The sequence below is a fragment of the Microcella sp. genome (assembly GCF_046296455.1).
In the GTDB taxonomy this organism is placed as follows: domain Bacteria; phylum Actinomycetota; class Actinomycetes; order Actinomycetales; family Microbacteriaceae; genus Microcella.
Genome location: NZ_JBKBLF010000018.1, coordinates 21,047 through 44,898 on the forward strand (window position 1 = coordinate 21,047; position 23,852 = coordinate 44,898).

26 protein-coding genes are annotated in these 23,852 nt (G+C 69.9%); 16 read left to right on the plus strand and 10 right to left on the minus strand.

Going from position 1 to position 23,852, the window contains the following annotated elements:
- Positions 1–2: 2 nt before the first annotated feature.
- A complete protein-coding gene (dnaN, locus tag ACK4HH_RS10055; protein ID WP_409651293.1) occupies positions 3–1,145 on the minus strand; it encodes a DNA polymerase III subunit beta in 1,143 nt (380 codons plus the stop codon).
- Positions 1,146–1,542: 397 nt separating this feature from the next.
- Positions 1,543–2,955 (minus strand): chromosomal replication initiator protein DnaA, encoded by a 1,413-nt coding sequence (gene dnaA, locus ACK4HH_RS10060; RefSeq protein WP_409651295.1) that lies wholly within the window; start codon positions 2,953–2,955, stop codon positions 1,543–1,545.
- Between the two features lie 303 nt (positions 2,956–3,258).
- Here dnaA and rpmH point away from each other — a divergent pair, with 303 nt between their 5' ends.
- The 8 genes from rpmH to ACK4HH_RS10100 all read left to right on the plus strand — a co-directional run bounded on the left by rpmH (position 3,259) and on the right by ACK4HH_RS10100 (position 8,183).
- Positions 3,259–3,396 carry a 50S ribosomal protein L34 gene (gene rpmH / locus ACK4HH_RS10065; RefSeq protein ID WP_199224450.1) on the plus strand — a complete coding sequence of 46 codons (138 nt, stop codon included), beginning with the start codon at positions 3,259–3,261 and terminating at the stop codon, positions 3,394–3,396.
- 8 nt (positions 3,397–3,404) lie between these two features.
- Positions 3,405–3,743 (plus strand): ribonuclease P protein component, encoded by a 339-nt coding sequence (gene rnpA, locus ACK4HH_RS10070; RefSeq protein ID WP_409651297.1) that lies wholly within the window; start codon positions 3,405–3,407, stop codon positions 3,741–3,743.
- Positions 3,744–3,751: 8 nt separating this feature from the next.
- Entirely contained in the window at positions 3,752–4,057 is a 306-nt protein-coding gene (gene yidD, locus ACK4HH_RS10075) for a membrane protein insertion efficiency factor YidD (protein ID WP_409651339.1), read from the plus strand.
- A 9-nt stretch (positions 4,058–4,066) separates the two neighbouring features.
- The gene (gene yidC, locus ACK4HH_RS10080; protein ID WP_409651299.1) at positions 4,067–5,023 is read left to right on the plus strand and encodes a membrane protein insertase YidC; all 957 of its coding nucleotides are present in this window, start codon (positions 4,067–4,069) and stop codon (positions 5,021–5,023) included.
- Positions 5,024–5,026: 3 nt separating this feature from the next.
- Positions 5,027–5,548: a protein jag gene (locus tag ACK4HH_RS10085; protein WP_409651301.1), complete on the plus strand. Its 522-nt coding sequence runs from the start codon at positions 5,027–5,029 to the stop codon at positions 5,546–5,548.
- A 46-nt stretch (positions 5,549–5,594) separates the two neighbouring features.
- Positions 5,595–6,245, plus strand: coding sequence for a 16S rRNA (guanine(527)-N(7))-methyltransferase RsmG (gene rsmG, locus ACK4HH_RS10090; RefSeq protein WP_409651303.1), 651 nt, complete (start codon positions 5,595–5,597; stop codon positions 6,243–6,245).
- Positions 6,246–6,336: 91 nt separating this feature from the next.
- Positions 6,337–7,230, plus strand: a complete 894-nt coding sequence (locus tag ACK4HH_RS10095) for a ParA family protein (protein WP_409651305.1) — start codon at positions 6,337–6,339, stop codon at positions 7,228–7,230.
- Positions 7,230–8,183 (plus strand): ParB/RepB/Spo0J family partition protein, encoded by a 954-nt coding sequence (locus ACK4HH_RS10100; RefSeq protein ID WP_409651307.1) that lies wholly within the window; start codon positions 7,230–7,232, stop codon positions 8,181–8,183. The genes ACK4HH_RS10095 and ACK4HH_RS10100 overlap by 1 nt, the downstream gene beginning before the upstream one ends.
- 9 nt (positions 8,184–8,192) lie before the next feature.
- Here the strand turns inward: ACK4HH_RS10100 and ACK4HH_RS10105 are convergent, their stop codons facing one another.
- From ACK4HH_RS10105 to ACK4HH_RS10130, 6 genes are all read right to left on the minus strand, one after another.
- Entirely contained in the window at positions 8,193–9,161 is a 969-nt protein-coding gene (locus ACK4HH_RS10105) for a D-alanine--D-alanine ligase (protein WP_409651309.1), read from the minus strand.
- Positions 9,162–9,178: 17 nt separating this feature from the next.
- Positions 9,179–10,489, minus strand: a complete 1,311-nt coding sequence (locus ACK4HH_RS10110; protein WP_409651311.1) for a PLP-dependent aminotransferase family protein — start codon at positions 10,487–10,489, stop codon at positions 9,179–9,181.
- A gap of 145 nt (positions 10,490–10,634) precedes the next feature.
- Positions 10,635–10,958, minus strand: coding sequence for a thioredoxin (trxA, locus tag ACK4HH_RS10115; protein WP_255160613.1), 324 nt, complete (start codon positions 10,956–10,958; stop codon positions 10,635–10,637).
- A 29-nt stretch (positions 10,959–10,987) separates the two neighbouring features.
- Positions 10,988–11,941, minus strand: coding sequence for a thioredoxin-disulfide reductase (trxB, locus tag ACK4HH_RS10120; RefSeq protein ID WP_409651314.1), 954 nt, complete (start codon positions 11,939–11,941; stop codon positions 10,988–10,990).
- A 123-nt stretch (positions 11,942–12,064) separates the two neighbouring features.
- Positions 12,065–13,702: a murein biosynthesis integral membrane protein MurJ gene (gene murJ, locus ACK4HH_RS10125; RefSeq protein WP_409651316.1), complete on the minus strand. Its 1,638-nt coding sequence runs from the start codon at positions 13,700–13,702 to the stop codon at positions 12,065–12,067.
- On the minus strand, positions 13,699–15,786 hold the full coding sequence (locus ACK4HH_RS10130; RefSeq protein WP_409651318.1) for a DUF6049 family protein: 2,088 nt from the start codon (positions 15,784–15,786) through the stop codon (positions 13,699–13,701). The genes murJ and ACK4HH_RS10130 overlap by 4 nt, the downstream gene beginning before the upstream one ends.
- Before the next feature lie 25 nt (positions 15,787–15,811).
- Here ACK4HH_RS10130 and ACK4HH_RS10135 point away from each other — a divergent pair, with 25 nt between their 5' ends.
- The 8 genes from ACK4HH_RS10135 to ACK4HH_RS10170 all read left to right on the plus strand — a co-directional run bounded on the left by ACK4HH_RS10135 (position 15,812) and on the right by ACK4HH_RS10170 (position 21,785).
- Positions 15,812–17,242 carry a CCA tRNA nucleotidyltransferase gene (locus ACK4HH_RS10135; RefSeq protein WP_409651320.1) on the plus strand — a complete coding sequence of 477 codons (1,431 nt, stop codon included), beginning with the start codon at positions 15,812–15,814 and terminating at the stop codon, positions 17,240–17,242.
- Between the two features lie 146 nt (positions 17,243–17,388).
- Positions 17,389–17,790: a 30S ribosomal protein S6 gene (gene rpsF / locus ACK4HH_RS10140; RefSeq protein WP_255160609.1), complete on the plus strand. Its 402-nt coding sequence runs from the start codon at positions 17,389–17,391 to the stop codon at positions 17,788–17,790.
- 2 nt (positions 17,791–17,792) lie between these two features.
- On the plus strand, positions 17,793–18,305 hold the full coding sequence (locus ACK4HH_RS10145; protein ID WP_409651323.1) for a single-stranded DNA-binding protein: 513 nt from the start codon (positions 17,793–17,795) through the stop codon (positions 18,303–18,305).
- Between the two features lie 53 nt (positions 18,306–18,358).
- On the plus strand, positions 18,359–18,619 hold the full coding sequence (rpsR, locus tag ACK4HH_RS10150) for a 30S ribosomal protein S18 (protein ID WP_047561128.1): 261 nt from the start codon (positions 18,359–18,361) through the stop codon (positions 18,617–18,619).
- Between the two features lie 9 nt (positions 18,620–18,628).
- Complete coding sequence (gene rplI / locus ACK4HH_RS10155) at positions 18,629–19,081, plus strand: 50S ribosomal protein L9 (protein WP_409651325.1); 453 nt, start codon at positions 18,629–18,631, stop codon at positions 19,079–19,081.
- A gap of 424 nt (positions 19,082–19,505) precedes the next feature.
- Positions 19,506–20,897, plus strand: coding sequence for a replicative DNA helicase (gene dnaB / locus ACK4HH_RS10160; RefSeq protein ID WP_409651327.1), 1,392 nt, complete (start codon positions 19,506–19,508; stop codon positions 20,895–20,897).
- Between the two features lie 73 nt (positions 20,898–20,970).
- Positions 20,971–21,549, plus strand: a complete 579-nt coding sequence (locus tag ACK4HH_RS10165) for a hypothetical protein (protein WP_409651329.1) — start codon at positions 20,971–20,973, stop codon at positions 21,547–21,549.
- On the plus strand, positions 21,546–21,785 hold the full coding sequence (locus ACK4HH_RS10170) for a hypothetical protein (protein WP_409651331.1): 240 nt from the start codon (positions 21,546–21,548) through the stop codon (positions 21,783–21,785). The genes ACK4HH_RS10165 and ACK4HH_RS10170 overlap by 4 nt, the downstream gene beginning before the upstream one ends.
- A gap of 13 nt (positions 21,786–21,798) precedes the next feature.
- On the opposite strand, the gene purB is transcribed toward ACK4HH_RS10170, so the two are convergent.
- The gene (gene purB, locus ACK4HH_RS10175; RefSeq protein WP_409651333.1) at positions 21,799–23,196 is read right to left on the minus strand and encodes an adenylosuccinate lyase; all 1,398 of its coding nucleotides are present in this window, start codon (positions 23,194–23,196) and stop codon (positions 21,799–21,801) included.
- The coding region (locus ACK4HH_RS10180; RefSeq protein ID WP_409651335.1) for a low molecular weight protein-tyrosine-phosphatase at positions 23,193–23,852 on the minus strand (660 nt) is incomplete at its 5' end. The genes purB and ACK4HH_RS10180, both read right to left, overlap by 4 nt.

Sequence of the window (23,852 nt, forward strand, 5' to 3'; positions counted from 1 at the left end):
CGTCAGCGCAGCAGCAGATTGGGCTGCAGCAGGTAGCGGTAGTTGTCGGCGCCCGGCTGGTCCTTCGACGACTGGCTCGTGATGAGAACCGGACCGGGCTTGTTGGGGTTGTCGGTCTTGGTGAACGAGATGCGCACGAACTCGCTGTGCACCGCCGAGAGCCCGTCGATGAGGAACTGGGGCTTGAGCGAGACGGTCGTCTCGCCGCCGGTGAGATGGGCATCGATCGTCTCGGAGGCCTGGGCGTTCTCTGACCCGATGGCCTCGAGCGTGAGACCGTCGTCAGAGAAGCTGTAGCGTAGCGCGGCATCGCGCTCGAGCACGAGCTGCACGCGTCGGGTCGATTCGATGAGCTCGGCGGTGTTCATGACCGCGTAGTTGTCGACCGACTCGGGGAACAGGCGCTTCACGGGCGGGAAGTTGCCCTTGATGAGCAGCGAGGTGACGGTCTTCTGGTCGGCCGAGAAGGCGATGAGCTCGCGATCGCCGCCGCTTACGATCGTGACGGTGACGGTGGCCGCGTGCGCGAAGATCTTGCCGATCTCAGAGAGCGTGCGCGAGGGCACGAGGGCGGTCACCCCTTCGGCGACGGCCGACGACTCCCAGTCGATCTCGCGCACGGCGACGCGGTAGCGGTCGGTCGCGACGAGCGACAGGCGGTTGTCGGCGATCTCGAGCTGCACACCCGTGATGACGGGCGTCACGTCGTCGCGCGACGCGGCGACGGCGACCTGCGCCACAGCATCCGAGAACGCCTCGCCCGGCAGCACGCCGCTCGCGCCATCGACGACGGGAAGGCTCGGGTACTCCTCGACGGGCATGCTCGAGAGCGTGAAACGGGCCGAGCCGCATCGAACGGCGATCTTGCCATCGATGGTCGTGAACTCGACGGGAGCGTTGGGCAGGCGCGAGGCTATGTCGGCGAGGAGCCGGCCCGAGACGAGCACCGTGCCGTCGTCGCTCACGTCGGCCGTGATCGACGTCTGCGCCGAGACCTCGTAGTCGAACGACGAGAGTGTGACGGTCGAGCCTTCGGCGCGCAGCAGCACGCCGCTCAGGATCGGGAGCGTGGTGCGCTGCGGCAGCAGCTTGACGGCGAACGACACCGCTTCGCTGAATACGTCGCGATTGACCTGGAACTTCACGCGGCTCCCTCTCGGTCGACCCTGCCCGGCACCCGGGGCCTTCCATACTGGCACAGCGTGTGTGCGGGCGGTTGCCGGGCTTCGACCCTCGAAAAGTTATCCCTCGTCATTCATCGAAGAGAAGAAGAGAACACCATCATTAACCGCTGTTCACACTGTGGACAACTCGGCGGCAGTCGCGGGATCGGGCTGAACTACACGCGTGCAAGATGTGCACAGCTGGTGGATGCGCCTCGTGCGGCTCGGGGACAACCGCCTCGCGCGGCGATCGACTTTCACACCATCGCCGTGATCCTCAACACATCATCCCCATGCTTCCGACGAGTTATCCACAGGCTGTCCCCAGTGTGCGAAACGTGCAGTGAAGCTGGACGTTGGCTGATTCGCGTCGATCGACTCAGCTGTAGCGGTGGTTCTGCTTGATGCGGCTCGTCAGCTCGGTGACCTGGTTGTAGATCGATCGGCGCTCTTTCATGAGCTCGCTGATCTTCTTGTTGGCGTACATGACCGTGGTGTGGTCGCGGTTGCCGAAGAGCTTGCCGATCTGCGGCAGCGACATGTTCGTGAGCTCGCGGCACAGGTACATCGCGATCTGCCGCGCTGTCGCCACGGCCTGCGAGCGCGACGACCCGTAGAGGTCGTCGACCGTGAGCTTGAAGTACGAGGCGGTGTGATTGATGATGTCGACCGGTTCGATGACGTTGTCACCGTCGAGCGTGATGAGGTCTTTCATCACGGTCTGCACGAGCTGCATGTCGACGGGCGTGCGATTGAGGTTGGCGAAGGCTGTTACCCTGATGAGGGTTCCTTCGAGCTCGCGGATGTTGCTCGACACCTTCGAGGCGATGTACTCGAGCACATCGTCGCGAACCTGCAGCTTGTCGTTCTGCGCCTTCTTGCGCAGGATCGCGATGCGGGTCTCGAGATCGGGTGCCTGCACATCGGTGATGAGGCCCCACTCGAACCGGCTTCGCATGCGGTCTTCGAATCCCGTGAGGTGCTTGGGCGGCAGATCGCTCGTGATGACGACTTGCTTGTTGTGATCGTGCAGCGTGTTGAAGGTGTGGAAGAAGGCCTCCTGCGTCGAATCCTTTCCTTGCAGGAACTGGATGTCGTCGATGAGCAGGATGTCGATCTCGCGGTACCGCGACTGGAAGAGGCTCGCGCGGTTGTTCGCGATCGAGTTGATGAAGTCGTTCGTGAACTCCTCGCTCGAGACGTAACGCACGCGGATCCCCGGGTAGAGGCTCTCGGCGTAGTGACCGATCGCGTGCAGCAGGTGCGTCTTTCCGAGGCCGGACTCGCCGTAGATGAAGAGCGGGTTGTAGGCCTTCGCCGGCGCTTCGGCCACCGCAACTGCTGCGGCGTGCGCGAAGCGGTTGGAGCCTCCGATGACGAAGTTATCGAAGCTGTATTTATCGTTCAGGCGACTGTCGCCGCGGCGCCCGGACGCGTCGGCCGCGGGCGGCGAGACGGACTGCTCGATATAGGAGGGGTTCTGCTCCATGACATCGGGCGCGGTCTCGAGGCTCTCGGTCTGGATCTCGGGGTTGACGACGATGGCGAAGCTCGACACGGCCTCGCCGTCGACCGTGGTCAGCGCGCTGAGCAGGGGCAGCCGGATGCGCTGCTCGAGCATGCCGCGAGTCAGCTCGTTCGGCACCTCGAGATACAGGGTGCCGGCCATGACGCCGCGCGGTTCGACGAGGTTGATGAATCCGTGCAGTTGCGGGGTGATGCGGTCGTCGGCAGTGAGCGCCGCCTTCACCGACTCCCAGAGGTCGTGCGGGGAATCGGTCTCGTCCGGCATCGTGGCGCTCCTCGACTCGTCGGTGCTGATCAGGCGCGGCTGCGGTGAACAGCGCTGTGGATAAGTCGCCGCAGCGCACCGGGCGGCACGGCGAGAAGACTGACGCCTACTGTAATCCGGCCCGGCGCGTCGATACCAATGGTCTGTGCACATGATGTGGATAATGCGCGGGCGCCCCGCGCGGTTTGACCGGGAAGGGGTCGGGACCTATTGTTAACCGGTTGACTTCTGTCCGGACCTGACTCGCAGCGATCGGACATCCCTGATCCGTCGTCGCTGGCCCCTGGGGCCGAGGAGAGAACCATGACCAAGCGCACCTTCCAGCCGAACAACCGCCGTCGGGCCAAGGTTCATGGCTTCCGTCTGCGCATGCGCACCCGCGCCGGTCGCGCCATCCTCGCTGCGCGCCGCCGCAAGGGCCGCACCGAGCTCTCGGCCTAAGCACCTCGGTGCTCCCGCGAGCACACCGGGTCGTCCGGGCTGATGACTTTCGTCGAGCGGTACGCCGCGGCCGTCGCACGACGACGTCGCACGCCGTGCTCTACCGCCTGACCGGCGAGGCCGAGGGGCCCCGGTTCGGCGTCATCGTCTCGAAGCAGGTCGGCGGGGCCGTCGTGCGCAACCGCGTGCGCCGCCGCATCCAATCGATCTGCGCTGGCGTGCTCGACGAGGTGCCGGCCTCGGATCTGATCGTCGTGCGGGCACTCCCGGGCGCGCACGAGGTCTCGTGGGATACCCTGCGGGCTGAGATCGACGACGGTATGAGGCGGGCGGTGAGAGCAGCGTGAGCGAGACGGTGATGCGTGCCGCGCGCACCGTCGCGCTCGTTCCCCGCAATCTCGTGATCATCGTGCTGCGCGTCTACCGCGCGATCATCTCGCCGCTGTACGGCGACGTGTGCCGCTACTACCCGAGTTGCTCGGCGTACGCCCTCGGCTCGGTGCAAGAGCACGGCGTCGTGAAGGGCGGTTGGCTCGCCACCCGCCGGCTGGCCCGCTGCCACCCGTGGGCCGAGGGCGGCATCGACGACTGGCCCGTGACTGAGAACTCCCCCTACCGGCGCACCGCGTGGGGCCTGATCGTGCTCGAGAGAAAGGCATAACCCGCCGCCATGGATATCTTCGCCATCATCCTCTGGCCCATCAAGTGGGCCATCGAGGCGATCCTCGTGGGCTTCCACACCCTCTTCACCATGATGGGGCTCGAGAGCGAGGCCGGCCTCACCTGGGTGCTCTCGATCGCGGGGCTCGTCGTCGTGGTGCGCGCAGCGCTCATCCCGGTCTTCGTGCGTCAGATCAAGAACCAGCGCAAGATGCTCGAGATCTCACCCGACCTCAAGAAGATCCAGGACAAGTACAAGGGCAAGCGCGACCAGTTCTCGCGCGAGGCCATGTCGCGCGACACGATGGCGCTCTACAAGAAGCACGGCACCAACCCGCTGTCGTCGTGCCTGCCGATCCTGCTGCAGATGCCGATCTTCTTCGGCCTGTTCTCGGTGCTCAACAACTCGTTCGCGGGCCTCACCGGCGTGGGGCTGCTCAACGAGCAGCTCTCGGCCGAGTTCGGCCGCGCGACGCTCTTCGGCATCGCTCCGCTCGGCGCGACCATGGTCAACTCCGACGGCAACGTCTGGGTCATCGTGATCGCCGCGATTCTCGTGGTGCTCATGACGGCGTCGCAGTTCATCACGCAGCTGCAGATCATGTCGAAGAACCAGAGCCCCGAGATGAAGGCCTCGCCGATGTACCGGCAGCAGCGCATCCTGCTCTACATCCTCCCGCTCGTCTTCCTCTTCTCGGGCGTCGCCTTCCCCCTCGGCGTGATGTTCTACTGGTTCGTCTCGAACATCTGGACGATGGTGCAGCAGTTCATCGTTATTCGGAACATGCCCACCCCGGGTAGCGACGCAGCGCTCGCCCGCGAGGCCCGCCTGGCCAAGAAGCGCCAGCGGCGCGGCATCGTCGATGAGGTCGACGAGGGCGGCACCGTCGCTGTCGAAGAGCCCAAGAAGACCCAGCGCCCGCAGCCGGTCAGCAAGAACCGCGCGAAGAAGAAGGGTGGTCGCTAGACCATGACCGACACCATCGACACCACCGAGCCCGTGCTCGACGACGCCCCGACGACCGACGTGGCGCAGAGCGCCGTCGCCGACGAGGGCGACATCGCCGCCGACTACCTGGAAGAGCTGCTCGACCTCGCCGACCTCGACGGCGACATCGAGATCGCCACGCGCGCCGGCCGCGTGTACCTGTCGATCGAGGCCGAAGAGGCGGATGCCCTGCGCACGCTCTCGAAGCCCGACACGGTCTCGGCCCTGCAAGAGCTCACCCGGCTCGCGGTGCACGCGCGCACGGGAGAGTTCTCGCGGCTCATCCTCGACATCGCCGGTTCGCGCGACGCACGGGCCGACGAGCTGCAGCGCCTCGTCGACCGCGCGGTCGAGCGCATCGAGGCCGGTGCCGAGTCGGCCGCTCTGCCGCCCATGTCGAGCTACGAGCGCAAGCTTGTGCACGACCTCGTGGGCGAGCGCGGCCTGACCTCCGAGTCGGAGGGCGAGGGCGCTGAGCGCCACACCGTCATCCGTCGTGGCTGAGGACTCCCCCACCGTTTCACGTGAAACATCGCCCGGGATCCGGGCGGTGCCCGCGAGCCCTCCGGTCGTCGAGACCGAGCCCCCCGCGGCCGCCGAGGTCTTCGGCGAGCAGCTGCCGGTCGCCCGTCGCTTCGCGGCCGACCTCGCGCAGTACGGCGAGCAGCTCGGGCTCATCGGTCCGCTCGAGGCCGCCCGCCTCTGGTCGCGGCACATCATCAACTCAGGCGTCGTCGCTCCCTTCCTGCACCCGGGTGCGCGCGTGGCCGATGTCGGCAGTGGCGCCGGGCTGCCCGGGCTCGTGCTCGCGATCGCGCGACCGGATGCTCACCTCACGCTCATCGAGCCGATGGAGCGCCGCACCGAGTGGTTGCGCGACGAGACCGAGCGCCTCGGGCTCAGGAATGTCACGGTGCTGCGTGCTCGTGCCGAAGACGCTGTCACTGCCGGACCCTTCGATCAGGTGACGGCGCGCGCCGTCAGCGCCCTGCGCACGCTCGTGCCCATTACGGCTCCGCTCGTGCGTGACGGCGGCGAGCTCATCTTCCTCAAGGGCGCTCGCGTCGTCGACGAGATGGCCGCGGCTGCAGCCGTGCTGCGCCGCTACCGCGTCCGCGATGCCGAGGTGCTTGAGCTCGGCGGCGGGCTCGTGCCCGAGGTGACCCGGCTGTTTCGGGCTACAGTAGGCGGGGCATCCTGACCGGTCGCGTCTCATCGCGCCGCGGGAGCCCCGCGGAGTGCCGTGCATCGGCGCACGTTTCACGTGAAACATTCGAGCAGGAGGCTCATCAGTGACGACCGAGGGACCGTACGACGAGACCACGCCCCTGGCGCGTGAGGTCGCGGAGATCACTCGTCGGCGCATCGCACTCGAGGCGACGAGCCTGCCCCTGCCGGCCGCGACGCGCGTGCTGACCGTCTCGAATCAGAAGGGCGGTGTCGGCAAGACGACCACGACCGTCAATCTCGCTGCCGCCCTCGCGCGCAGCGGCGCGCGCGTGCTCGTGATCGACCTCGACCCCCAGGGCAACGCCTCGACGGCGCTCGGTGTCGAGCATCGCGCCGATACCCCGAGCGTCTACGACGTCGTCGTCGGCGACTCGCCTCTCGCTGACGTCGTGCAGAAGAGTCCCGAGTTCGCGCAGCTGTACTGCGTGCCCGCGACCATCCACCTCGCGGGTGCCGAGATCGAGCTCGTCTCGCTCGTGGCGCGCGAGCAGCGCCTGCGCTCGGCCCTCGACGCCTTCCTCGCCGCGAGTCCCGAGCCCTTCCACTACGTCTTCATCGACTGCCCGCCGTCGCTGGGCCTGCTGACGATCAACGCCTTCGTCGCCGCGCGCGAGGTGCTCATCCCCATCCAGTGCGAGTACTACGCGCTCGAGGGGCTCAGCCAGCTGCTCAACAGCATCCAGCTGATCGAGCGGCACCTGAACCCCCAGCTGCGCGTCTCGACGATCCTGCTGACGATGTACGACTCCCGCACCAACCTCGCCAACCAGGTGGTGCAAGATGTGCGCGAGCACTTTCCCGAGCAGGTGCTCGACACCCTCATCCCCCGCTCGGTGCGCATCAGCGAGGCCCCGAGCTACGGCCAGAGCGTCATCAGCTATGACGAGGGCTCGCCCGGCTCGCTGTCGTACCTCGAGGCCGCCGCCGAGATCGCCCGTCGAGGAGAGGCCGCCTGATGGCTCAGAAGCGCACCGGACTGGGTCGCGGCATCGGCGCCCTCATCCCCACGGGCGAGGGCGACCGGCCGGTCGACGTGTTCTTCCCCTCCCCCGCCCCCACCGAGGGCGAGCAGCTCGCGGTCGTGCCCGGCGCGCGCCTCGCGGCCATCGCCCCGAGCGACATCGTGCCGAACCCGCAGCAGCCGCGCACCGAGTTCCGCGAAGAAGAGCTCGCCGAGCTCGTGCACTCGGTGCGCGAGTTCGGGGTGCTGCAGCCCATCGTCGTGCGCGAGCGCGCCGGGGCTCAGCCGGGAGAGCCCGCCTACGAGCTCATCATGGGCGAGCGCCGGCTGCGGGCATCCACGATCGCCGGTCTCGAGGCGATCCCCGCGATCGTGCGCAACACGAGCGACGACAACATGCTGCGGGATGCCCTGCTCGAGAACCTGCACCGTGCGCAGCTGAACGCCCTGGAAGAAGCGAGCGCCTACCAGCAGCTGCTCGAGGACTTCGGCATCACACAAGAGCAGCTGGCCGAGCGACTCGGCCGGTCGCGCCCGCAGATCACCAACACCCTGCGGCTGCTCAAGCTGCCGCAGGCCGTGCAGAGTCGCGTGGCGGCGGGGGTGCTGACCCCGGGCCACGCGCGCGCGATTCTCGCCGCGGGCAGCCCGGCCGCGATGCTCAAGCTCTCAGACAAGATCGTCAACGAAGAGCTCTCGGTGCGGCAGGCCGAGGCCGCTGCGGCGCTGCTGAGCGGGTCAGCCGCCGGCGCGAAGCCGGCCAAGAGGCCGGCGGCAGGATCGAAGCAGGGTCAGCTCAACGAGATCGCCGAGCGGCTCGGCGACCGGCTCAACACCCGTGTCTCGATCACGCTCGGCCAGAAGAAGGGCTCGCTCGTCATCGACTTCGCGACCGTGGCCGACCTCAACCGAATCCTCGGTGAGCTCGGCGACGACGGGTTTCGCTAGGCAGAGCCGCTAGCGCCGGGCCTCGCGCACGGCGGCCTGCGCGAGCTCGGCGTAGACCCAGCCCACGTCGTGGCCCGCGGCCTCGAGCGCGAGCGCGAAGGTCGAGGTCTCGGTCAGGCCGGGCATGACGCTCGCCTCGAGGAACCACGGGGTGCCGGCGCCGTCGATGATGAGGTCGATGCGGCTGATGTGCCGCAGGCCGAGCGCGCGGTGCGCTGCGAGGGCCACCTCGGTGGCGCGCGCGGCTGTCGCGTCGTCGATGCGCGCGGGGGCGTAGAAGCGCGTCTCCCCCGCGTTGTAGCGGGCCTCGAAGCCGTAGACGCCCGAGAGCGGTTCGATCTCGACGGCCGGCAGGGCGACGGGACCATCACCCGTGTCGATGATGCCGATGGCCACTTCGACGCCCGTGATGCGCTGCTCGATGAGCGCGACGTCGCAGTACGTGTAGGCGAGCACCATCGCGCGCCGCAGCTCGTCGTCGGTGTCGACGAGGCTCACTCCCTGGGCCGAGCCGCCCTGCGCGGGCTTGACGGCGACGGGCGGGGGCAGCTCGCCGCGCACGACCGCGAGCACGCTCTCGGCGCCCAGCTCGCGGAACGCGTCGCGCGTGAGGGCGATTGAGTGCGGGGTGGGAACCCCCGCGCGCTCGACGATGGTCTTTGCGCGCGGCTTGTCCCAGGCGAGGCGCGTCGCGCTCGCCGACGAGCCCACATAGGGCAGGCCCATGAACTCGAGCAGGCTGCGCAGCGCGCCGTCTTCTCCGCTCGCCCCGTGCAGCGTCGGCCACACGACATCGGGCCGATTGGCGAGCAGGGCGGGCAGCAGCGCGGCGTCGGGATCGAGCAGCGACACGTTGAGGCCGTGCGCGGCCAGGCCGTCGGCGACCCGGCGCCCCGACTTGAGTGAGATGTCGCGCTCGTGCGAGATGCCGCCGGCGAGCACGACGACGCGGCGAGCGGGTGCGTCGGGGCCGGTCATGGGCGCAGCATCCTGGCTCATGAGAGGTTCGGCGGCGGACTCGCCACGTGGGGGTCGTAGGCGACGGCCGCGATCGGGCCGGTGGGCGAGAAGGTCTCGAGCAGCTCTTGCTCGCCGCGCACGACGGTCGCGAGCCGGCGGATGCCCTCGCGGATCTCGGCGGGCGGCGGGTAGCAGAACGCCAGTCGCAGGTGGCCGCGTCCCGAGCCGTCGGCGAAGAAGGCGGTGCCGGGCGTGTAGGCGACGAGCTCTTTGACGGCGCGCGGCAGCATGGCCTTCGAGTCGAGGCCCTCGGTGAGCGTGACCCACACGTAGAAGCCGCCGTTCGGCATCGTCCAGCTGAGGTCGGGCAGGTACTGCTCGAGCGCATCGATCATGGCGTCGCGGCGCTCGCGGTAGAGGTCGCGGAACACGTCGATCTGGCCGCGCCAGTCGGCTCGGTCGAGGTAGTCGCTGATGACCATCTGGTTGAGCGAGCTGGGGCTGAGGATGGCGGCCTCGGCCGCGAGCACGAGCTTCTCGCGGATCGCGTGCGGCGCGAGGGCCCAGCCCACGCGGAAGCCCGGCGCGAGCGTCTTCGAGAACGAACCGAGGTAGACGATGCCGTCGGTCTCGACGCTGCGCATGGCCGCCGGGGCGGGGCGATCGAACCACAACAACCCGTATGGGTTGTCCTCGAGGATCAGGATGCCCGCACTGCGCGCGATATCGATGATCTCGAGGCGGCGCGCGCTCGAGAGCGTCACGCCCGCGGGGTTGTGGAAGTTGGGGATCAGGTAGAGCAGCTTGAGCCGCTTGCCCGCCGCGCGCAGCGACTGGATGCGCTCGGTGAGGGCCGCGGGGATCATGCCGTCGGCATCCATCGCGATGTGCGCGACCTCGGCCTGGTACGAGCGGAAGATGCCCATCGCCCCGACGTACGACGGCGACTCGGCGAGCACGACGTCGCCCGGGTCGAGGAACAGCTTCGCGACGAGGTCGAGCGCCTGCTGCGAGCCCGTCGTGACGACGACGTCGTCGACGCCCGCGCGGATTCCCTCGAGCGCCATGATCTCGAGGATGTGCTCGCGCAGCTCGGGCGTGCCCTGCCCCGAGCCGTACTGCAGGGCCGCAGCCCCGCGCTCGCGCATGACGCGGTCCATCGACTCGGTGATCGTGGGCAGGGGCAGCGCCGAGACGAACGGCATACCGCCGGCGAGCGAGACGACCTCGGGCCGCGAGGCCACCGCGAACAGCGCGCGCACCTCGGAGGCGCTCAGCCCCGAGGTGCGGTCGGCGTAGTGGCCGTACCACGGGTCGAGGTTCGTGCCCTCGCGGGAGATCGTCATGCTGTGCCCGTTCTCGATGTCGGCGTGCGGCCGGTGCGGAGCGACGCGGCGGACGGACCCCCGGAGCACGTGCGATCAAGAATACGGGCCGAATGCGCAGAAGCCCGCCCCCGCATCGGGGGACGGGCTTCTGCGCGGGGAGCGCTCAGACCAGGAACTCGGCGAGGTCGGCCTCGAGTGCGGGCTTGGGCTTGGCGCCGATGACGGTCTTGACGACCTCGCCGCCGCGGAACACCTTCATGGCCGGGATCGAGGTGATCTGGTACTTCATGGCCGTCTCGGGGTTGGCGTCGACGTCGAGCTTGACGATCTCGAGCTTGTCGGGGTGCTCGGCCGCGATCGCGTCGAGGATCGGCGAGACGGCGCGGCACGGGCCGCACCACTCTGCCCAGAAGTCGACCATGATCGTCTTCTCGTTCTTCAGCACCTCGGCCTCGAAGGTGGCGTCGGTCACATCGCGCGTGCTCATGGGTTCTCCTTAGTCGTTACTCGGTCGGATCAGACCGCGCTGGCCGCGGCGCGGCTCGCATCGTGCACGGTCTCGAGGTAGTGCTGGGCATCGAGGGCGGCCACCGTGCCGCTGCCGGCGGCGGTGATCGCCTGCTTGTAGGTGGGGTCGACCACGTCACCCGCGGCGAAGACGCCCGGCAGGCTCGTGCGCGACGAGCGGCCATCCACGGCGATCGTGCCCTGCTCGGTGAGCTCGAGCACGCCGTGCACCAGGTGGGTGCGCGGGTCGGAGCCGATCGCGACGAACACCCCCTGCACGTCGAGCGTGCGCTGCTCGCCCGTGACGGTGTCGACGAGGCCGACGCCCGTCACGAGGTCGGCACCGAAGATCTGCTCGATGCGCGTGTTCATGACGAACTCGATCTTCTCGTCGGCCTTGGCGCGATCGAGCATGGCCGCTGAGGCGCGAAAGCTCTCGCTGCGGTGGATGAGGTAGACCTTGTCGACGAAGCGCGTCAAGAAGGTCGCCTCCTCCATGGCCGAGTCGCCGCCGCCGACGACCGCGACGGTCTTCTGCCGGAAGAACGCGCCGTCGCACGTGGCGCACCACGAGACGCCGTAGCCGCTCAGGCGGTCTTCGTCGGGCAGGCCGAGCTTGCGGTAGGCCGAGCCCGTGGCGTAGATCACCGCGTGCGCCTCGTGGCGGTCGCCGTTGCCGAGCGTCACGGCCTTGACGGGGCCGTCGAGCTCGAGCGAGACGACATCGTCGTAGACGATCTCGGCACCGAAGCGCTCGGCCTGCTGCTGCATGCGGGTCATGAGCTCAGGGCCCATGATGCCCTCAGGGAACCCGGGGAAGTTCTCGACCTCGGTGGTCTTCATGAGCTCGCCGCCGAACTCGACCGAGCTCGCGATGACGAGCGGCGCGAGGTTCGCGCGCGCGGCGTAGATGGCCGCGGTGTATCCGGCAGGGCCGGAGCCGATGATGATGACGTGGCGCATGATTCCCCTTGCGGTCGGCGTTCGCCGTGCGGTCGCCGCCCGCGCGGGCGGCAGCAGTGACAACCCAGTCTAGGTCGGCACTATTCCGCGGGCGGCTCGCGTTCAGCCGCTGTTCACCTGCCGTCAGCGCCGCAAGCGCCGGATGATCGGCTCGGTGATCGCCGTGAACTCGGGCAGGCGCAGCAGGGCGAGAACACCCGCGTAGACGAGGGTCATGATCGCCGCGATGGCGAGCATCGTGAGCACGGCCGCGCCCTCGCCCGAGCGCGCCCAGCCCTCGAGGGCGAAGGCGCCGAGCCCGGCGCCGACGAGCACGCCCGCGGCGCTCGCCGGCACCGCCGCGAGGGCGAACTGCCCGAACCGCGTGAGCACGTGCCGCCCGTCGACACCGCCGAGTCGGCGGCGCAGCAGCAGCAGCGCGATGAGCGTCTGCACGGTTCCGGCGAGCGAGGTGACGAGGGCGATGCCGACGGCGATCGAGCCGGTCGGCAGCGTCGCGACGAGCGCGGCGCCGGCGACGAACACGCCCGCCTGGGCGAGCTGGATGAAGAAGGGCGTGCGGGTGTCGCCGAGCGCGTAGAACACCCGCTGCACGACGAAGAGCACGGTGAAGGGGATGAGCCCGAGCACGAAGGCCACGATCACGCGCGCCATGCCGTCGACGACCTCGGGAGCCCCGCCGAAGAGCCGCGCGAAGGGTCCGGCGACCACGAGCAGCCCGACGGTCGCGAGCACCATGATCATGAGGATGCGCCGCAGCGATTCGCTCACATCGGCCCGCACGGCGTCGCGATCGTCGTCGCGCGCGTGCGCGCTCATGCGGGTGAAGTAGGCCGTGGCGAGCGACACCGTGACGACCGAGTGCGGCAGCATGAAGATGAGCCACGAGAAGCGCAGCACGGCGAGCGAGGGCTCGCCGCCCGCCGCCGAGAGCGAGGCCACGTTGGCCTGCACGATGCCGGCCAGCTGCGTGACGATGACCATGCCGAAGACCCACCCGGCCGCGCGGCCCGTCGCTCCGAGCCCGACACCGCGCCAGCGGAAGTCGGGTCGGTAGCGCAATCCGGCCCGGCGCCAGAAGGCGAAGAGCACGAGCGCCTGCACGGCGATGCCGAGGGTCGCCGAGCCGGCGAGCACCGCGATCATCGCGGGCGTCCAGGCGGTCGCGACCTGAACATCCTCAGAGAACAGCATCGTGAAGGCGATGAGGCCGATGATGACGACGACGTTGTTGAGCGCGGGGGCCCACGTGAAGGGGCCGAACACGCGTCGGGCGTTGAGCACCTCGCCGAGCAGGCTGTAGACGGCGTAGAACAGCACTTGCGGCAGGCACCAGTACGCGAAGGCCACCGCGAGCGCGAGCTCGTCGTCGGTGAAGCCCCGCCCGCCGTCGACCGACTGTTGGGCGTAGAGCGACACGAGCAGGGGCGCCGCGAGGGTCGCGATGACCGCCGCGGCGAAGAACACGACGAGCCCGAGCGTCACGAGCCGGTTGATGAACCGCTGCCCGCCATCGTCGTGCAGGGCAGCCTTGACGATCTGCGGCACGAGCACGGCGCTCAGCACCCCGCCCGCGACGATCGCGTAGATGTTGTTCGGCAGCTGGTTGGCGAGCGCGAAGGCGTCGGCCCCCGCCCCGACCGTGCCGATCGTCTGGGCCAGCACGACCGCGCTCACGAAGCCGAGCAGGCGCGAGACGATCGTGCCCGAGGCGAGCATCATGCTCGCTCGGCCGATTCCGCCGCTCTCGCGATCGCTCACGGGGCGTCCTGCGCCTCGACGACCGCGTCGTCGCTCTGCGCGCGGCGGCGGCGCTTGCGCACGTCGCGCACGATGCCGGCGATGAGCAGGGCGAGCAGCGCGATGGCCACGGCGATCGTTCCCGCGGTCTCCCACCCGGCCTGCAGGTTGAGCGAGACGCGCGTGGGGGTTCCGATGACGCGGGCCTCGGCATCCCGCACCGAGACGGCGATATCGACCTGGCCGTTCGTGAGCGACTCGACGGGCACGAGCGCTCGCGTCTGCGACTGCGGCTCGACGAGCGTCTCGACGCGGGGATCGACGACGCGCAGCTGCGCCGTGTCGGGTTCGACGCGCACGAAGACGCGCACCGCCACGTCGAGGTCGTTCTGCACCGTGACGGGCAGCGAGGCCCGGTCGGCGAGCAGCGTGATCGCGCTGCTCTCGACCACCTGCACCGAGGAGCGCAGCGCGATCGAGTCGCTCGTGAAGCCGCGCAGCGCCTCGGTCGAGCGCTCGCCCCAGCCTTGCGAGAGCGCGGCGAGCAGCTCGAGCCGGCGAATGTCGGTGATCGCCGCGGGCGTGACGGCGATGCCCGCGAACACTCGGTCGGCGGCCTCGGCCTCGAGCGCCGAGCGCACGGCCTGCGCACGGGCGTCGTCAGCGCCGGCGGCTCCGACGACCGCCTCGGCGGCAGGGCGCGAGAGCGCCGCCGAGGCCTCAGCCCCGCGTGCCCAGGGCAGCGCCACGGTCTGCGCGATCGTGTCGATGAGGCGGTCGGTTCCCGCCAGCTGCCCGCGACTGAGCGCGATGAGGGTCGGGATGCCCGGCTCAGCGCTCGCCGTCGCGGCGAGCAGCGACGAGACGCGCGCCATCGACCGGTCGAAGCGCTGCTGCGAGACCGCGAGGCTCGCGTCGCGGGCGGAGGCGGCGAGCGCGTCGTCGGTGCGCACCAGCGTGATCTCGCCGCCGCGCTGCACGGCGGCAGCGCTGCCGAGGGCGGCCGCGGGCGCCACGAGCACCCTCGTGCCCGCCTCGGCGAGCACGGGCAGGCCATCGGCCGACAGCGCACCGTGGTCGAGCCAGTTCCAGCCGTCGAGCGTCGCGGGCCAGGCCGTGAGCTCATCGAGGGTCACGGTCGGGCCCGGCTCGGGGCTCGGGCTGGGGCTCGCGCCCTCGACATTGGCCGTGGTCGCGTCGACGACGCCCGTGCCCTCGGTCTCGGGCAGCGGCACGCCCTGTGCGGCGATCGTGGCGATGGGGTCGGCGTCGGCCCAGGGCAGCACGAAGCTCTCGTTGGGCGCGTTCGACAGCCGCTCGAGGAAGGCCGTCGCCGTGGCCGGGGCGTCGGCGCCCAGGCGGCGGATGGAGGCGATGATGCGGGGGTCGATCGCGAGCAGCACGGGGCGCCCGGCGACGGCGTCGAGGGTGCGCGTGAGTGCCCCCGCCTCGGCGGTGTACGCGGCGAGGGCGTCGGCATCGAGAAACGCCGCGCTCTCTCCGGGGGTCGAGATCGCGGCGACGAAGGTCGTGGCGGCTTCGGGCACGGTCGTCGCGCTCGGCACCCAGACGACCGCGGTGCGGTCGACGGCCGCGACCTCGTCGTCGATCGTGGCGCGCACGACAGCGAGGCGCGCGCCGAACGGCCCGCTGAGGGCTGCGCGCTCAGCAGGCACGATCAGGTCGAGCACGGCGCTCGCCCCGGGATCGAGCGACGAGAGCGACGCCGTGGCCACCCGCTGATCAGAGCTCGCGACGGTCACGCCGTCGAACCAGGCCGCGAGCTCGGCGGCCGTGGCGGAGCGCGCCGCGTCGAGGCCGAGCGCGACAGAGATCGCGCCGGTCGGCTGTTCGCCCGCGTTGGTCACGGTCACCCGCACGCTCAGGTCGTCTCCCGCCCGCACGATGCCCGTCGCAGACGGGGCGGCGAGCAGGTCGATCGCGACCTCGGCCGGGGCATCGGTCGTCGCGGCGCGCGCTGCGCCCCCCGGCTCGATCACCGGCAGCGGGGCCATCGCGAGCGCGGTCGCGATGGCGGCGGCGGCGCCCGCGCGAGCGAGGGTGAGGAGGGCGGGGCGGGGTGCTCGTTCCCGCTCGACCGACATGGGGGAAGTCTAGACTCTGGTGACTATGGAGAGCGTGGCCGAGGCCGTCACCCGACTCGAGGCCCTCGCCGCATCCGAGCCCCTCGCAGCGCTCGCCGAGCGCTTCGCCGCGGCGGGCCACGAGCTGGCCCTCGTGGGCGGCCCCGTGCGCGACGCCTTTCTGGGTCGTCCCGTCAACGACCTCGACCTGGCGACCTCGGCGCGGCCCGACGACATCATCCGCATCGTCAAGCCCGTCGCCGACGCGCACTGGGACATCGGCCGCGCCTTCGGCACGATCGGCGCGCGGCTCGGGCCGCACACCGTCGAGATCACGACCTATCGGGCCGACGCGTACTCCCCCGACTCGCGCAAGCCCGAGGTGGCGTTCGGCGACTCGCTCGAGGGCGACCTGATCCGCCGCGACTTCACGATCAACGCCATGGCCTTGCGGCTGCCGGGTCGCACCCTCGTCGACCCCTCGGGCGGCCTCGACGACCTCTTCGCGCGCCGGCTCATGACGCCCGGCAGCCCCGACGACTCGTTCGGCGACGACCCCCTGCGCATGCTGCGGGCCGCGCGGTTCGCCGCCCAGCTGCAGGTCGACGTCGACCCCGCCGTCGTCGAGGCGATGGCTCGCATGCGCGAGCGCCTCGCGATCATCTCGGCCGAGCGCGTGCGCGACGAGCTCGTCAAGCTGCTGAGCACGACCGAGCCGCGTCGCGGTCTCGCGCTGCTCGTCGACACCAGGCTCGCGGCGATCGTGCTGCCCGAGCTGCCGGCGCTGCGGCTCGAGGTCGACGAGCACGCCCACCACAAAGACGTCTACGAGCACTCGCTCACCGTGCTCGAGCAGGCGATCGAGCTCGAGTCCGAGCGCACCCCCGGGGCCGCGCCCGACGTCGTGCTGCGGCTCGCCGCGCTGCTGCACGACATCGGCAAGCCCGCGACCAAGCGCGTCGAGCCCGGCGGCGCCGTCACCTTCCACCACCACGACGTCGTCGGCGCCAAGCTCGCGCGCAAACGGCTGACCGCGCTGCGCTTCGACAAAGACACGATCACGGCGGTCAGCCGCCTCATCGAGCTGCACCTGCGCTTCTTCGGCTACAGCGACGCCCCGTGGACCGACTCGGGCGTGCGCCGGTATGTGCGCGACGCGGATGCCCTGCTCGAGCGCCTGCACATTCTGACCCGCGCCGACGTCACGACCCGCAACCGCCGCAAAGAGGCGCGGTTGCGCGGCGCTTACGACGAGCTGGAGGCGCGCATCGCCGCCCTCGCCGAGCAAGAAGAGCTGCAATCGATCCGCCCCGATCTCGACGGCGAGCAGATCATGGCCCTGCTCGACCTGCGACCCGGGCCGATCGTGGGTGAGGCGTACCGGTTCCTGCTCGAGCTGCGGCTCGACGCGGGGCCGCTCGGCGCCGACGAGGCCGAGCGGCGATTGCGCGAGTGGTACGCGCAGCGGGTCGGGTGACGAGGCCGGTGGTTTGAGTCGGGCTCCGCATCCGACTAGACTCTGCAGGTTGCCCCGCCGCTCTGGCGCGCGGTGGCGAACGATGCCATAACCCTCCTGCTGCAGACCGTCTGCAGCCGTTCGAGTCCGAAGGAGGTGGGTGAGTCATGCATCAGTACGAATTGATGGTCATTCTCGACCCGGAGATCGATGAGCGCACTGTCGCTCCGAGCCTGGACAAGTTCCTCGGCGTGATCCGGAACGACGGCGGCACCATCGAGAACGTCGACATCTGGGGCCGTCGCCGGCTCGCGTACGAGATCAACAAGAAGACCGAGGGCATCTACGCCGTCGTCAACTTCTCGGCGACCTCGGCCGCGACGCAAGAGCTCGACCGCCAGCTGAAGCTCAGCGAGGCCGTCATGCGCACCAAGGTGCTGCGCACCGAAGAGGCCGTCGCCCGCGCTGCGTCCATCGCCGCCGAGAACACGGCCCGCGCCGAGGCGAAGGCCGCTCGCGCGGCGGTCGCCGCGACGAAGGCCGCCTCGACCGCCAAGGCCGCGGAGTAGTCGTGGCCGGCGAGACGATCATCACCGTTGTCGGCAACCTGACCGCCGACCCCGAGCTGCGGTACACGCAGAGCGGACTCGCCGTCGCGAACTTCACTATCGCCTCGACCCCCCGTTCGTTCGACCGCGCGTCGAACGAGTGGAAGGACGGCGAGGCGCTGTTCCTGCGCGCGAGCGTGTGGCGAGAGTTCGCCGAGCACGTCGCCTCGTCGCTGACCAAGGGCTCGCGCGTCATCGCGCAGGGTCGCCTGAAGCAGCGGTCGTACGAGACGAAAGAGGGCGAGAAGCGCACCACCATCGAGCTCGAGGTCGACGAGATCGGCCCGAGCCTGCGCTACGCCACCGCTCAGGTGACGCGCAGCGCGAGCACCGGCGGCGCCATGGGCGGCGGCCGGGGCGGTGGCGCTCCGATCGCCGACGAGCCCTGGGGCGCACCCGCGGCGGGCGGCGCTCCTGCCGCCGGCGGCGACGTGTGGAACACTCCCGGCTCGTTCTCGGACGACACTCCCTTCTGATCCGGTCGCGCACCGGATCACCACTGAACATCCCGTAAGAAAAGGACAACCACATGGCTGGCAAGAGCAGCGGCGACCGCCGCAAGCCGCGCGGGGGCAAGGGCGCGAAGAACGCCGCTCCCGCGAAGGCGATCCGCGTCGGCGTCATCGACTACAAAGACGTCGCGACCCTCCGCAAGTTCATCTCGGAGCGCGGGAAGATCCGCGCCCGTCGCATCACCGGTGTCTCCGTGCAGGAGCAGCGCCTCATCGCCCGCGCCGTCAAGAACGCGCGCGAGATGGCCCTGCTTCCGTACGCCGGCGCGGGCCGATAGGAGTACCTGATGTCGAAGCTCATCCTCACGCAGGACGTCACCGGTCTCGGTGCGCCCGGCGACGTCGTCGAGGTCAAGAACGGGTACGCCCGCAACTACCTCATCCCGCAGGGTCTCGCCGTGGCGTGGAGCCGCGGTGGCGAGAAGCAGGTCGACTCGATCAAGGCCGCCCGCGCCGCGCGCGAGCACGCCACGATCGAGGAGGCCATGGATCTCAAGGCCCGCCTCGAGGCCAACCCGGTCACGCTCGCCGTCAAGGCGGGCGCCGAGGGCCGCCTGTTCGGCTCGGTCAAGACCGGCGACATCGCCGACGCGGTGGCCGCTGCCGGTCTCGGCTCGATCGACAAGCGCCTGCTCGAGCTCGTCGCGCCCATCAAGGGGCTCGGCCAGCACGAGGCGATCCTCAAGCTGCGCGACGGCATCGTCGCGACCATCACGATCTCGGTCGTGGCCGCGAAGTAGTCATCGCAGCGCTCGAAAGCGGTACTCGCGCCTCGGCGCGGGTACCGCTTTCTGCATCCCGCTGTCAAGGGCTCGTCGGCGTGTTCGTCCACAGCTCGGCCGCCGGCATCGGCAAGTCTCATGGCACGGTTGAACCCTCTTTCTCCACACACCGTGTGCACAGTTGAAGGCCTGGTCAGAGCCGGTATCGACGCAGCAACTCGTTGAGAGTGCACAGCACTTTCCACACCTTGCTCACACGGAGCACGGCGTTTCTCCGCACGATTCCACACAGTTATCCACAGGCCTGATTTGAGGCTGCGGGCGCCCGGTTCCTAGGGTGGGCGCGCACGACGAACCGCCGCCGCTGGCGCGTCGTCGAGGCCGCCGTCAGTGGTCGGCAGTAGACCTGAGGCACGGCGTCGCGAACGGGGAGGAGGGGCACATGTCGATCGCGCACATCTCGACCGCGTCCGACTCGCGCGCCCCCGAATCCCGGCCCTCGAGCGACGCCCGTTCGCACGATCGCGTGCCGCCGCACGACCTGCTCGCCGAGCAGAGCGCACTCGGCGGCATGCTGCTGAGCAAAGACGCGGTCGCCGACGTCATCGAATCGGTGCGGGGCATCGACTTCTACATCCCCAAGCACGAGGTGATCTTCGAGGCGATCCTCACGCTCTACTCGCACGGCGAGCCCACCGACGTCATCGCCGTCACCGACGAGCTCACGAAGTCGGGCGCGCTCAGCCGCGCCGGCGGTGCCGACTACCTGCACACGCTCACGGCCATCGTGCCGACCGCCGCGAACGCGGGCTACTACGCCTCGCTCGTCGCCGAGAAGGCCGTGCTGCGGCGCCTCGTCGAGGCGGGTACGCGCATCGTGCAGATGGGCTACGCGTCCGAGGGCGAGGTCACCGACCTCGTCAACAACGCGCAGGCCGAGATCTACCAGGTCGCGGGCGGTGTCGAGGCCGAAGACTTCATCCCCCTCACCGAGGCCGTGACGACCGCGATCGACGAGATCGAGGCCGCCAAGGGCCGCGACGGCCAGATGACGGGCGTGCCCACGGGCTTTCATGATCTGGATGCACTGACCAACGGTCTGCACCCCGGCCAGCTCGTGCTCGTCGCCGCGCGTCCGGCACTCGGCAAATCGACCCTCGCCCTCGACTTCGCGCGCGCCGCCGCCATCAAGCACGACCTGCCGACGATCATCTTCTCGCTCGAGATGGGGCGCAGCGAGATCGCGATGCGCCTGCTCTCGGCCGAGGCCTCGGTGCCGCTGCAGGCCATGCGCAAGGGCACGGTCGACGCCCGCGACTGGACGACGATCGCGGCCACGCGCGGGCGCATCAACGACGCCCCCCTCTACATCGACGACAGCCCCAACATGACCCTCGTCGAGATCCGCGCCAAGTGCCGCCGCCTCAAGCAGAAGGTCGGCCTCAAGATGGTCATCATCGACTACCTGCAGCTCATGACGAGCGGTAAGCGCGTCGAGAGCCGTCAGCAGGAGGTCAGCGAGTTCTCGCGCGCGCTCAAGCTCATGGCGAAAGAGCTGCAGGTGCCCGTCGTCGCACTCTCCCAGCTCAACCGCGGCCCCGAGCAGCGCGCCGACAAGAAGCCCGCGCTCAGCGACCTGCGCGAGTCGGGGTCGCTCGAGCAAGACGCCGACATGGTGATTCTGCTGCACCGCGAGAGCGCCTACGAGAAAGAGAACCCGCGCGCGGGCGAGGCCGACTTCATCGTCGCCAAGCACCGCAACGGCCCGACCGACACGATCACGGTCGGCTTCCACGGGCACTTCTCGCGCTTCGCCGACATGCCGCGCATCTGAGCGCCTCACCGCTGAGCCCTCGACCGCCCCGGGTCGCAGGAGCCTCTCGGTCTCGCCGCTCTACGATGGAGCAATGACCGCCGAGCCCACTTCGACCGCTGCCGAGCGCTCTGGGTGGCTCGCCCCCGTGCTGCGGGCTGTGCCGGCGATCGCCGTCGGCGTCATCATCACCTTCACGGCCGACCACTCCCCCGCCCTCGGCCTGACGATGCTCGGCGTCTTCGGGCTCGCCACCGCTCTCGCGCTGCTCGTCGCGGGCTGGCGCGAGACCGCGGCCGAGCCTGCGCGGGCACTGCACCGCGGCCTCGCGATCGTCGCGGGAGTCGCCGGTGCGCTCGCCTTCGTCGCGGTCGCGACCCTCGGGGGCGGCCTGCCCGTGCTGCTGCTGCTCGTCGGCGGGTACGCCGTGCTCGCGGGCGCGCTCGAGCTCGTGTGGGGCATGCGCCACCGCGGTGTCAGCCCGCTCGCGCGCGACGCCGTCATCATCGGTGCCGGCACGCTCGCTCTCGCGATCGTGCTCGCCCTCGTCGGCGACTCGGTGAGCGCCGTCGGCTTCTTCGGCGCCTATGCCGTCGTGCTCGGCATCTTTCTGCTCATCGCCGGCCTCAGTCTCAAGTGGACGCCCCTCGTGAAAGAGAGCACCGCCTCATGACCGAACCCCGCCCCCGCGTCACGCTCGGCCCCGGCGAGCTCGTCGGCCTCGCGGCGCTCGTCGCGGTCTTCGTCGGGCTCATCACCCTCATGGTCACGCGCGAGCCGATCTTCTCGCTCATCGTGTTCGGCGGCACCTTCGTGCTCGATCTCGTCGTGCTCGCGATGCTCATGCTCGCGATCACCCCCAACCGCCCGGGCGACGGCGAGCGCGAGCCCGAGACCAAGAACGACTGAGCCGCGGTCGCCGCTACTCGCCGAGTGCGGGGTCGACGAAGTCGACGAGGCGGGATGCGGCGCCGGTGTAGCCCGCCGGCGTGAGCGCCACGAGCCGGGCCTTGGCCTCGGCCGAGATGTCGAGCCCCTCGACGAAGGCGCGCAGCTCGTCGCCGCCGATGCGGTGACCCCGCGTGAGCTCTTTGAGCATCGCGTAGGGGTCGGCGATCGAGCTGCGGCCCGCGGTGACCTCGGCGCGGATGACCGTCTGGATCGCCTCGCCGAGCACCTCCCAGTTGCCCTCGAGATCGCGAGCCAGGGCATCCGGATCGATCGCGATCTCGCCGAGGCCCTTGATGAGGTTGTCGAGCGCGAGCAGCGAGTGCCCGAGCGCGACGCCCACGTTGCGCTGCGTCGTCGAGTCGGTGAGGTCGCGCTGCAGGCGCGAGGTCACGAGGGTCGCGGCGAGCGAGTCGAGCAGGGCGCTCGCGAGCTCGAGGTTCGCCTCGGCGTTCTCGAAGCGGATGGGGTTGATCTTGTGCGGCATGGTCGACGAGCCCGTCGCGCCCGGCTGGGGGATCTGCCGGAAGTAGCCCATCGAGATGTAGCTCCACACGTCGGTGCACAGGTTGTGCAGCACGCGGCCGACGTGGCTGATGCGCTGGTAGAGCTGCGCCTGCCAGTCGTGCGACTCGATCTGCGTCGTGAGCGGGTTCCAGGTGAGGCCGAGGCCCGTGACGAAGTCGCGGGATGCGCTGATCCAGTCGTGGTCGGGGTCGGCGGCGAGGTGCGCCGAGAAGGTGCCGGTGGCCCCCGAGAACTTGCCCCGGTACTCGACCTCGTCGACCGAGGCGAGCAGCAGCTCGAGGCGGTGCACCGTGACGGCGAGCTCTTTGCCCATCGTCGTGGGCGTCGCGGGCTGGCCGTGCGTGTGGGCGAGCATCGGCTGGTCGCGCAGCTCGAGAGCGAGGGCGCGCAGGGTCTCGACGAGCGAGCGGGCGCGGGGCATCCAGACATCGCGCACGGCCGCGCGGATCGTGAGGGCGTAGGCGAGGTTGTTGATGTCTTCGCTCGTGCAGGCGAAGTGCGTGAGCTCGGCGATCTCGGTGAGGCCAAGCGTCGCGAGCTTGTCGCGCACGAGGTACTCGACGGCCTTGACGTCGTGGCGCGTCACGGCCTCGCGGCGGGCGAGGTCGGCGATGTCGTCGTCGCCGAACTCGGTGACGATCGCGCGCAGCTGCCGTGCCTCGTCGGCCGTGAGCCGGCGCGCGCCGAACAGCTCGGCGTCGGTGAGGTGGATCAGCCACTCGACCTCGACCTGAATACGGGCGCGGTTGAGCCCCGCCTCGCTCAGGTGCTCGCCGAGCGCGGCGACCTGGGCCTGGTAGCGCCCGTCGAGCGGGCTGAGGGGCTGGATGCTGAGCGGGCTCATGAGACGACTCCCTGTCGTATGCCGGGTTCGAGCTGGCGGAAGAGCGCGAGGCACGACCGCTCGATCATGCCGAGCACGGCGTCGAACATCGCCGCGTCGGAGTAGTAGGGGTCGGGCACGTCGAGCGCGCCGCCGGCCTCGGGGTCGAAGCTCAGCAGCAGGTGCACCTTCGCCCGGGCGTCGTCGTCGGGCGCCCACGATTTGAGGATGCGCTCGTGGGTGCGGTCGAAGGCGATGATGAGGTCGAGGCCCTCGAACCACGTCACATCGAACTGCCGGGCGCGATGGCCGCCGCCGTCGTAGCCGCGGGCCCGCAGCGAGGCGACCGTGCGCGGATCGCTGCTCTCGCCCACGTGCCACTCGCCCGTGCCCGCCGAGTGCACGCCCACGTGCTGCTCCCAGCCGCGCGCGCGGATGAGTTCGCGAAAGATGGCCTCGGCCATGGGCGAGCGGCAGATGTTGCCCGTGCAGACGAAGCAGATGCGGAACATGCCGGGTGCATCGAGGACCCGGTCGAAGCTCATGCCCCCATTGTGGCCCAGTCGGCCCTCCTCCACACCCGCTGCGCTCGTGCTCGCAGCGACCTGCCGGGCGCGGGCGGCGAGCGCGGGCCGCCCGGTGCGGCACGCTCGGGGGCCGACGAGGCGGCGCTGGAT